This window comes from Halalkalibacterium ligniniphilum, assembly GCF_000334155.1.
Lineage (GTDB): Bacteria > Bacillota > Bacilli > Bacillales > Bacillaceae_D > Halalkalibacterium > Halalkalibacterium ligniniphilum.
In genome coordinates this window covers 1-11,013 of sequence record NZ_ANNK01000171.1, presented here as the reverse complement: position 1 = coordinate 11,013, position 11,013 = coordinate 1, and the positions used below count along the sequence as shown (strand labels likewise).

9 protein-coding genes, 1 tRNA gene, 1 pseudogene and 1 other annotated feature are annotated in these 11,013 nt (G+C 38.7%); of the genes and pseudogenes, 2 read left to right on the top strand and 9 right to left on the bottom strand.

All coding sequences use genetic code 11. The annotated features are described in order from the left end of the window. Positions 1–68: 68 nt before the first annotated feature. A pseudogene (locus BLT_RS25055) lies at positions 69–443 on the top strand (transposase); the annotation flags it as partial. 152 nt (positions 444–595) lie between these two features. Further along, positions 596–704 (bottom strand) — a sequence feature (23S ribosomal RNA rRNA prediction is too short). Between the two features lie 90 nt (positions 705–794). Here BLT_RS25055 and BLT_RS24165 read toward each other — a convergent pair. From BLT_RS24165 to BLT_RS0120850, 9 genes are all read right to left on the bottom strand, one after another. Continuing rightward, positions 795–968 (bottom strand): hypothetical protein, encoded by a 174-nt coding sequence (locus BLT_RS24165; protein WP_017729646.1) that lies wholly within the window; start codon positions 966–968, stop codon positions 795–797. A gap of 82 nt (positions 969–1,050) precedes the next feature. Further along, a complete protein-coding gene (locus BLT_RS0120890) occupies positions 1,051–2,304 on the bottom strand; it encodes a PTS galactitol transporter subunit IIC (RefSeq protein WP_035426175.1) in 1,254 nt (417 codons plus the stop codon). 125 nt (positions 2,305–2,429) lie between these two features. Further along, complete coding sequence (locus tag BLT_RS0120885) at positions 2,430–2,711, bottom strand: PTS sugar transporter subunit IIB (RefSeq protein ID WP_017729644.1); 282 nt, start codon at positions 2,709–2,711, stop codon at positions 2,430–2,432. A 45-nt stretch (positions 2,712–2,756) separates the two neighbouring features. Beyond that, complete coding sequence (locus BLT_RS25050) at positions 2,757–2,867, bottom strand: hypothetical protein (RefSeq protein ID WP_394295524.1); 111 nt, start codon at positions 2,865–2,867, stop codon at positions 2,757–2,759. A 612-nt stretch (positions 2,868–3,479) separates the two neighbouring features. Beyond that, the gene (locus BLT_RS0120870) at positions 3,480–4,511 is read right to left on the bottom strand and encodes a zinc-binding dehydrogenase (RefSeq protein ID WP_017729641.1); all 1,032 of its coding nucleotides are present in this window, start codon (positions 4,509–4,511) and stop codon (positions 3,480–3,482) included. Between the two features lie 5 nt (positions 4,512–4,516). Next, positions 4,517–5,563 (bottom strand): galactitol-1-phosphate 5-dehydrogenase, encoded by a 1,047-nt coding sequence (locus tag BLT_RS0120865; protein ID WP_017729640.1) that lies wholly within the window; start codon positions 5,561–5,563, stop codon positions 4,517–4,519. 206 nt (positions 5,564–5,769) lie between these two features. Then, entirely contained in the window at positions 5,770–6,237 is a 468-nt protein-coding gene (locus BLT_RS0120860; protein ID WP_017729639.1) for a PTS sugar transporter subunit IIA, read from the bottom strand. A 25-nt stretch (positions 6,238–6,262) separates the two neighbouring features. Then, complete coding sequence (locus BLT_RS0120855) at positions 6,263–8,311, bottom strand: BglG family transcription antiterminator (RefSeq protein WP_017729638.1); 2,049 nt, start codon at positions 8,309–8,311, stop codon at positions 6,263–6,265. A gap of 820 nt (positions 8,312–9,131) precedes the next feature. After that, positions 9,132–10,340 (bottom strand): IS110 family transposase, encoded by a 1,209-nt coding sequence (locus BLT_RS0120850; protein WP_017728219.1) that lies wholly within the window; start codon positions 10,338–10,340, stop codon positions 9,132–9,134. A gap of 389 nt (positions 10,341–10,729) precedes the next feature. Here BLT_RS0120850 and BLT_RS0120845 point away from each other — a divergent pair. After that, a tRNA-Ser gene (locus BLT_RS0120845) sits at positions 10,730–10,822 on the top strand. Positions 10,823–11,013: the final 191 nt, after the last annotated feature.

Here is an 11,013-nt window from a genome sequence, read left to right as displayed (position 1 = left end):
TTCGAGAACAAAAAAATGTTCTCGGGGCCCTTCTTAAAGACAGTATACGTATGATGTGGCTGGCTCAAGCTTACGAGATCTTTTCAAATCCAACTGATACACGTACGTTGCGCCCATTCCTTGATAAAATTGAGCACCCTTTCTTTGAACTCCCAGACTAATATTGTCGCAGACGCTGGTTATGGAAGGGAGGAAAATTATGAGGATGTGCTTGATAATCGAAAGCGCACGCCCCTTATCACGTACAATACATATCGTAAAGAAAAGAAAAAACGTTTTAAACAAGACGAATTTCAGCCAGCTAAAGAAGATGATTCATTTACGTGCCCAAATGGGAAAAAGCTGGCGTTTCTTACGAGTCGAGGCGCACAGATCGCAATGGTTTTACACGAGCATCCCATGTATATGAATGTGAAGATTGTTTAGATTGCCCCACTATGAGCGCCACATCGGATAATCGAATAAATCAATAGAAAAAGGGTTCCAACCATTTTATTTTTATGATTGGAACCCTTTTTATTTTTGGTTAGTTATGTCCAAGCCTCTTTTTATCGTGCCGAGCGACATCCTTTCAGGGATCAACCACTTGCGTGTGGGAAATCCCATCTTGAGGGGGGCTTCATGCTTAAATGCTTTTAGCATCAGCACCCAGCGATGCGCCATCCCGATCCTCTCGTATTAAGGACCGATCCTCTCAAATTTCCTGCGCCCACGACGAATATGGACTGAAGGAGTTTTACGAGAGGATGTTTTAAATAGGAGATAAGCCCAGGCAAGCTGTCAATCCTAAAATTTTATTTTTGAGCTGCCGGGCTAGGAGATTCTTCTTTTCTGCGTTTACCAAAGAAAATCTTATAGATGACAAAACCGACTATAACCATATTGATTGGAAATTGATATTGCAAATAAAGCTCACTTAAATATCTTCCGTGAGGGCCCAGAGCGTAATCTATAAATGTTTCTACCATATGATCACCCTGCTTTCTCGTATTCTATGGCGGGAATGATCGGCTCCAGTTTTTCACCGGAACCGATATTTCTCATCTGCTATTAATTAAAAACTGCAAAGAATTTATATATTACATAGTTAATTAAGTTTCCGCCTTGGTCAAGGCTTGATACAAGGTTGGTACCTTCAGGCATATTGAATTGTCCGTTAACTGCCATCTCTGTATGAATGATAGCAAGATCTGTTGCCATATACAGCGTCAAGGCAATAAGTACTGCACCAACAATCACGGAGTGAACAATATTCCCTCTTGCAGCACCTACAATGAATGCCACAATAAACGGTATGGTTGCCAAGTCACCGAATGGAAGTACGTTGTTTCCAGGAAGGAAGACTGCAAGAGCTACTGTAATTGGCACTAAAATCAGCGCTGTAGAGATAACAGATGGGTGACCGATTGCTACTGCAGCATCAAGTCCAATATAAATATCACGATCTCCAAATCGTTTCTTTAAAAATTCACGTGCTGATTCAGAAATAGGGGTTAAACCTTCCATCAAGATTTTTACCATTCTCGGCATTAAGACCATAACCGCTGCCATCGCCATACCAATTTGTATTACTTCACCTGCTGAATAGCCTGCGAGTAGGCCTAGTGCAGCACCAAGGAATAGCCCCATAAAGATAGATTCACCAAAAACACCCAATCTTTTTTGAATCGTTTCTGGATCTGCATTCCAATCCTTTATAACTGGTACTTTTTGAAGAAGTTTAACAAGCGGGATACCAAGCGGTGCATAGGATACGGTACTTCCTGTTGCAATCGAGATGCCTGGTAAATCAAAGTAATCTCTCAGCATCGGAGCTGTCCAGTCCGCAATTTTTAAACAAGCAATTTGGAAAAGAACAGCCGCAATTAAACCTTGAATCATGCTTCCAGATAAAGTATAAACAATTGCCCCTGTAAAGGTAAAATGCCAGAAATTCCAAATATCTACGTTCATTGTTTTTGTCGTTCTTGTCACTAGCATAATAACGTTTACTAGCAGTGCTAAAGGAAGAATAAAAGCTGCAATTGGTGAAGCCCAAGACATGGCAGCTGCTCCCGGCCATCCAACATCAATGATATTTAATTCAATTCCAAAGCGGTCAACCATACCGTTTGCAGCCGGTCCCAAGTTGCTAACAAGTAAATCAACTACTAAGAAGATCCCTACAAACGCAACACCTATGATTAAACCTGATCGAAAAGCTTTTCCAGGTTTTTGTCCAAATCCAATACCGATAAGAAAGATTGCAACCGGCAAAATAACCGTTGGCCCAAGAGCCAAAAAGGCTTGTAAAAATTCAACCATTCTATCCAAAACAGATTCCCCTCTCCATGTCACCAAACCAAGTGTCTTTCTCCATTCCTCTCGCAAAGACTATCTATAAAGGATGAATAGAAAACAATTAATTCAAGGTTAGCTATTATATCAGTCTATTTTTTTAGCTCTTCCAAAATTTTTGCTTCAACTTCTTCCTGTCCAATTCCTGTTAGAAATGATCTAGCGTTGATTACTGGGAACGGATATTCTTTTTGTACGATTGTAGTTGTAACTAACAGATCTGCTGTGTCTGCATATCCGGGAACCTCTGTGATTTTGCATTGAACTAGGTTTGCCTCAATTCCATTTTCCTTGAATAATTTTTCAAGCGCACCGTTAACAATTGTAGAAGTAGCAATCCCAGCGCCACATGCAACTAAAATTTGTTTTTTCATTGTTTATATCCCCTTTTCATGATTATAGCTGTAATTTTTTGTTTACTAAATTTTTGTTTGAGCTTCTTCACTAGCGAGGAATTGCACTGTATCTTCGTTTTGAAAAATTTGCATCAGCCTTTGAAGAAGCTCTAATTGTAAATGTGCCTGATCCATCGCCAGCATAAAAACGAGCTTAACAGGAATTGTGTCACTTACTTCACCAAAATTCCAAAGTCAATTGTGTTTTTTAATATTTCCGCACTGATCTTTTTTTGTTTACATGCTCGCTATCAGTATGCGGTATTGTGACAGAATAGCCTTTCCCTGGCAGGCCTGTTGCAAATTGTTTTCCCTCTCGATGACGGCCTCATCAAGATACATATTGCTCCTCCCTTCACGTTTTCTCAGCTCAGTGAAAGCTTGCTTTTAGGCTTTAAAAATAGCATTTTCTGTATTTAGAAAATGTTCCTTTTCTTCCTTGAGTTAATAGTAACACCTGAAACAGAAAAAATGTATGCGCTTTCATCCTCATTTATTGATCATCGATTGTACAACATTGTGATGAAAAAATAATATTTGCAGCTAAAAACACTTTACTGATTTCAGCAAAGTGTTTTTATAAACATTAAACCTGTCAAATTTGTCAGTTGCTTTCCGCTTCAGGCATACGCTTCCCCCGGGGACCTGGGAGCCTTCTCCCTTTAACTCATCTATCCTAAGCAAGAGTCTCACGTCTTCCATTACAATCAACAATAATCTTTTCATAGCTTAAACATTAAGTAATCCCTACGATTCTATTATGACCTTAATCTCATTACCAGCCATTACAGCCTCAAAGCCCTGACGCCACTCTTTCAAAGGTACAACTTTTGTAATCATTTTATCTGTATCAATCTTCTGTTCTTCTAATAGCTTCAATGCTGTATGCCAAGAGCTTGGTTTTTGAGAACGTGTGCCAATATAAGTAATTTCTCTTTGAATGATCGATTCCTGATCAAGTGGATTCATTTTATTTGCAAATATACCTACCTGCACAAATGTCCCTTTTTTCTTAACGAGCGGCAGACCTTGATTAAGGGCTGGAACGGCCCCTGAGCATTCAAATACTTTATCAACGCCGTAGCCGTTCGTATGCTTCATGACGACCTCCTGCAAATCCTCCTGCAACACGTCCACTACAACGTCTGCACCTAATGATTTAGCTAAGTCCAAACGGTCTTTATCCTTCGTAATTCCTGCTAAAATAACAAATGCACCTTGAGCCTTTGCAACCTGGCATTGCAGCAAGCCGATTGGGCCTGGTCCAAAAATAAGAACCTTGTCGTCTTGATTGATTATTGTTTTTTCAAGTCCTGCATGCACACAGCAAGCAAGAGGCTCGGTTAACGCAGCGGCTTTAAGGCTGATTTTATCTGATAGCACATGGACACTTTCTTCACGTGACAGCACAAATTCCGCCATACTTCCGTTTACCTGAGTTCCAATTCCTTTGCGATTTGAACAAAGATTATAGTCTTTTTCCAAGCAATATTCACATTCACCGCATGTTGTGAACGTTGTTTCACTCGTCACCCGGTCTCCAACCTTTACATTCTTTACATTGTCCCCTATTTCCACTACCACACCAGAAAATTCATGCCCTAACACGACAGGTGTTTTAGAATTTCGGTATTCCCCTGTAAAGGCATGGATATCGGTTCCGCAAATGCCGGTATATGCAACCTTTATTTTAACGAGATCTCCATGGACGACCGGTTCTTCAATTGTTTTTAATTCCATATTGTCATAACCTGGCGCATCTTTTATTACTGCTTCCATTTTGTTCACTCCTTATTTGGTAGTATTAATACTTTTCCGTACGTTTCCTCACGGTTAATCATCATGTCAAACGCTTTCTGTGTGTCTTGCAATTTAAAGCGATGAGAAATTAATTCTTTTAGCTTAATTCGTCCCTTATTAATAAAGTCGATGCTTTTTGTCCATTCTTCCCCTGGAAATGGAGCAGAATATGAATTCCAAAAGCCTTTTAACGTCAGCTCTCGTCTAAAAATATTTTCAAATGCTTGTTCTGATAGATGGACATCGGAGTAGGCAATTCCTAAATAGCCCACCTTCCCTCGTTTAGCGGTAACGAGCAAGCATTGCTCCTGTGTAACTTTTGAGCCCGCACATTCAAAGGCGATGTCCACACCCCTTCCATTTGTATATTCGTCGATCTTTTCAAGTAAATTTTCCTTAAACGGGTTAATCGTTCTTTCACAGCCCATCGCATGTGCATCTGCGAGCTTATTATCAGAAATATCGATAGCGATAACCTCTTTTACACCTGCAATTTTCAGCCATTGTATCGTTAATATCCCGATTGTTCCGATACCAAATACCGCAGCTATATCACCAATACGGGGATGGATATTTAATACACCGTGAAGAGCAACTGCAAGCGGCTCAATCATGGCTGCTTCCTCAAAATCCATATCGCCAATTGGCAGCACATTGGTAGACTTAATATTCACATACTCTGCAAACCCTCCGAAGGATTTGGAGCCAACCATGCCGTGATCCTCACATAGCGAAAATTGACCACGCTTACAATATTCACAATCATTACATGGAAGGAAAGGAATGGCGACAACCCGGTCACCAATTGATGCATTGGTGACTTTCTCTCCTATCTCTACAATAAAGCCAGAGAACTCATGCCCCATAATAGTGGGAAGCGGATACTTCCATTTGCTCGTCATTTTATGTGTATCGGAGCCGCAGATGCCCGCTGCCATCACTTTAATTTTCACTTCGTCATCCTTGCACGGATCAATTTCAACCTCTTCATACGTAAAAAGATTTTCCGAATGTAATACTGCAGCTTTCATAGGAACTTAACCTCCTTTTGACTACAGAAAATTATGTACTTTACAGGTATAAATACCTATAAAAATCTTATGAAAATAGCCAATTTACAATTCTAAAACTTTTTATCCTTTAAGATGATCAAGGATTTGCTGATCTTGCTCTTCTATTCCAATCCCTGTACCGACGTTACTGAAATAGTCTTTTGCATTATGATCTTCCCTCTCTATTAAGTTGCTGCTAATTCATTAAAAAAAGAGTAAATCTCCTCATTGTTTTTCGCCTCTAAAATTCGCTCAAGGCCCTCTTCATCCTGAATAACCTGCATTAAATTTTGTAATACCGTTAATTGGCTATGCGGTTGATTTAACCCGAGCATAAATATAATATTTACTTCGACGGTTTTAGAGGCATCATCCATCAGAGAAAATAGCACGGGTTTTTCAAGCGTGATAATGCCAATAAATTGCTCATGGACATATTCAGGATCTGTATGGGGAATCGCTACATTTCTAGTCCCCATGTCCAATCCTGTTGGGAATGTTGCTTCCCTTTCTTTTATTTTCTCAAAAAAGGATTCGCTCACATATCCACGTGCGAATGCTTCTTCGTAAATCACTTCAAAAACTTGTTCATAGCTTTCACAATGCAGATTCAGCTTAATTAGCTCATCTTTTAAAAAGTTTTTAAGCGGCATTTTCATTCCTCCGATTTCAGTGTGATTATTTAATATTTGATTGAATGACCTTACAGATTTCGTTTTCGTCATCCGTTTGGATCAATTTGTTCAACACTTCATCCATATCTGAAAGCTTCATTAATTGCAGCAAGGCATTTAAATGCCGATTTTTATCGATCGCTGCAATGACAACGACGAAATGTACTTTATGACCATCTTTAAATGAGATACCTTCTTTTATTTTTAGGAGACTCATCCCAACTGCATTTACTCCATCCTCTGGAGCTGCATGAGGGATGGCAATATTCATACGCAAAACGATATGCGGTTTTATTTCAGAATGTTGACGGAGCATTGCAGCTACATACCTTTCTTTAATAACACCTTTCTTTAATAGGGGTTCAGCAGCAATGTTAATGGCATCCTCCCAGCTTTCTACCCGATCCTTCAGCACAATCGTTTCCGGCTTGATTAAATCCGGCAAACTAAAATCCTTTTTGTTCTTTATTTCATTAGATACCTGGAAGGAGAAGTAATCCTGCAATGATTTTGCCAGTGCCTGTTTATCCTCAATCTTTGCGTGTTTTTCAATGACATTCATTAGCTGTTCAATATTTACAATTGAGGAGTTCAGGCCAAATATTCCTTGCATCACACGCTGCCTCAATTGCAGTTTTTCAAAATCAGAAATAAATTGATCCACGATAAATAGATGTTTATCTGTTTGCACAGGAACCGGAGAGAACACAATGTCATAGTTCAGCTTTAACTGTTCAAACTCTCTTATTGAAAAGGCTTGATAGAAATAAAACTCAGGAAATAAATCACGCAGCGTATTTTCCATTAACTTTGAGATCGAAACACCATTCGGACATACGACAATGGCTCTTTTCTTTAATTGAATGGTTTCCCCGCTGTTGATTAAATGGCCGCCAATAAAAATCGTAATAAACTTTATTTCACTTTCAGGTATCTCACATCCGATATAATCTTCAAAAGGTTTGATCGAATCCTTCACAATGTAATGGATCGCTTCAAATTCTTCACTGACTTTTTCAAGAATCGTATAATTTGTTGTCAGGGAATATTTTATTCTGTAATAAGCTGGTTTCATGTGCAGCACTAGCTTTTCGAGCAATAACTCCCTTTCTTTAAACACAATCAATGCTTTTTTCTCAAACAGATCCAGGCTTTCCGCTAACGCTTTTTTCAGCTGCGGTAATTCCCGGTCTGTTAAAAATTGTGATGACAGCACATTTGAAGTTAGAAGCTGAAGGGTGATAAATAAACGCTCTTCTTTCGGGATGTTTTCCATCTCCTGAATGAAAATCTCAGCTGCTTCATATTCCTTTGTATCTGATAATGCTTCGTAATCAATATGGTAGGATCCAGTGATCAAACTGCCTTTTTTAATCCTTTTTAATATAGCTGCCATGATATAAGGGAGAATGTTAATTCGTTCATCGATAAATTGGAGATGCAGTGTCTTTTCAACCTCTTCCATTTGCTGCTTTAGCTTGACAATATCAGCAGTTGAAATTCTAGCCAGCCTTTGAATGTAAGCTTCCCCTTGATACATATCAAAAACTTTGCGCAATACATCAACAAGCAGTCTTCTTTTATCCCATTCATTTCCCACGATGTCATAGCCATGAATTCTCGAATAAACAATTTGAAGACTATATAAGCTGACTGTTTGATGCACGAGTTTCATATCACGAAGAATGGTATTTTTACTAACCTCTAGTTCAATTGAAAAATGAACGAGAGATAATTCATCCTCACTGCCCAGCAGCATCAATATGATTAGTTCTGCTCTTTCCTTTTCAGAAGGAATATATTTTGCAGCAACAGAACCATCAATTTTTTCCGCGAACAGTTCAATTAATTTCGGGCTGACAATAAACTTTCCTCCGTTTGTTCTCTTAATAGGAGGATAATTGTTTTCTTCCAGCCAATCATTTATTTTAGTGAAGCTGTAGCTAATTTGTCTTCTCGATAAATTATATTTACTTTCCAATTCCTTATTGGAGATTTCAGGATTGCTTAAAACTCCCTTTAGTATTAAATTGCTTCTTTCATCTAAATACATAGGTCGTTGCCCCCTTACTTACTTCTATTTTAACAGCTGAAAGAAAAAAATGATTACGCTTTCAAACACAATTATTGCGAATGAATTGTTCAACTTGATGATTAGTTCGATTTATTTAGCTATACTCAGTTAATTTATCGATTCAAAAAAACAACCGGGCATTTGTCCGGTTGTTCATCCACTTTCTCTAAATGTTAGGTTGCTTAGTCTTTTTGATTTTTTTTTCTTCCCTGCTCATTTCTTTTGATTCTTCTTTTACTGGGCGCTCGACTTTTCAATGTCAGCAGAGGTATAACTTATAGGGCGCTTTTTAGGTGCTAACGCTTTTTCGACCATTGCAAGCGCGACCTGCTCAACCCGAATTGCACGATAGGATTTTAAAATTGTTGTTCTAAGTCGATTCAGCACTTCCTCACTATGTACCCAAATGGGAAAAAGCTGACGTTTCTTACGAGTCGAAGCGCACAGATCGTAATGGTTTTACACGAGCATCCCATGTATATGAATGTGAAGATTGTTTAGATTGCCCCACTATGAGCGCCACATCGGATAATCGAATAAATCAACAGAAAAAAGGTTCTAATCATTTTTATGATTGGAACCTTTTTTATTATTTTTGGCTAGTTATGTCCCAGCCTCTTTTCTTACCTCTAGTCAAGTGTTTTTCATCACATTTATATGGGTTAGAAGATTTAATTTAGAGGGGGAAGGGGGCTTCTCTCACTCCAAATTAAATTGCGTAAGGCAAATAGACCTAACGATGTGTGTTTTTTCGAAAGGTCAAGTGTGATATAGTATACGTAACTAATTTACGAACAGGTTAAACTGCTTCGTAATCATAGGTAATGTTGTGTGTGATGAGATGAAATACCACTTTCAAAAATTTATTCACACACGCTATTGACGCAACTTTATGGGGCTTTCCTTGAGGTTGCGTTTTTAATTTGTCGTAATACTCTACAATATGGTTGTTCGTCTTGGTGCGAAGTCTAATCATCGTTTGAATCATATAGAATAAGATTTTTCGTAGCTTGTTATTCCCTCGCTTATTAATTTTATCCTTATAAAATGTCTTACCTGATTGATACCGCATGATATCAATCCCAACGTATGCATTTAATTGTTTAGGGTTTTTAAAACGTCGTAGATCCCCGAATTCTCCAATTAATCTTACAGCTGTTGCTTCACCAATCCCTGGAAATGAAAGTAATACCTTATACTCGATATGTTCCTCTGATAGAGTAACCATCTCTTTTATAAGTTTTTCTTTTTTCTCTTTTAAATCTGCAATACGTTTGGCATAATCTCGAACTTGGTCACAGCGGACATCTTCTCTTGATATCGCTGGGTAAGAATCTCTCGCTGCGTGAAGTAATTCGATGCCTTTCTCTTCAGCGCACGTAAGGGATATATTCTTTTTTGTATTCGCCTTGATTCGGTTTCGTATGACCGTTTTAGAACTATTTAATACTTCATCTGGGTGGGGAAATAGTTGAACGACATTTAAAAAGAGTGCCGAACGCTTAGAAAATAGATGTTCAAGCTCAGGGAAACTAAGTTGTAAAATTGCGTGCATACGACTAAATAGATTGATTACTTCACTATCTAATTCATTATAATAACGTGTGAGTGCACGCATTTGTTTATAATAAATTTCTTCTTGGTAAGTCGTGGTACGTTCTGTTCGAAAGTGAGATTTAGCTAGCTCATGAGCATCACTTTTATCCGTCTTATTACGGCGCATAGAAGACGTTTGTATAGTCGCTTCCAATGGGCTCACTCTATGATAAGTGTGACCTTCTGTTTGAAAAAAGTACTCTAATGGTCTTGAATATACACCTGTTGCTTCAAATACGATTTCAGGTGCTTGTCCATCCAGTGTAGTCAATTCATAAATTTTTTCATTCAAAGCTTTAAACGATGATTTAGTGTGGGTAAGTTCACCTTCATGTTCGCATTGCTTATGATGATTATAGATCACCATCGTACTTTTCCCCATACTAACATCGAATGCCAGTACATGTTTCATATTCACTTCTCCTTCTCTTGCCAATCATAGAAGCCTTCACATTGCCTTATCGATTCCACTTTCTTTTACTCGATCTCTTAGGACCCAACATACTAAACTGATTCAAATAAGGGTGTGAAGTTGGCCGGTTTTAAATGCGGACTCTTAAATGGTCCCAGAGGCTGGTCGGCCTTACTTCACTTCTACTATAAAAAATAGTAGCACAAACCCTGGCCGGGGTCTGTACTACTAATCTTAGTATGTTTTATATAAATGATTAACCATAGGCTTTTTTTCGCTTTTAATAACGTAGTGCCGTTTACGTGGGGTGCGACTATGAAAATTATTTTTCTGAAATCACTTGCTTTCAACGATGCTATTTGTTACAATGTCTCTTGTCAGCTACATATGGAGGAATACCCAAGTCTGGCTGAAGGGATCGGTCTTGAAAACCGACAGGCGGGTTAAACCGCGCGGGGGTTCGAATCCCTCTTCCTCCGCCATTGTTTATTTGATATACATTAGGTTTTATAGCGCAGTGTATTTCGGAAAAAGGCTTTAACGACACGGGGAAGACAACGAGCAAATCATCCGCCGAGAAAACAGCGAGTAACCTCGACGCATGATTGCGAGAAAGCGAGAAGAGGAGAGGTCTTCTGCAAAGAGACCGCATCATCTATAAACTATATAACGG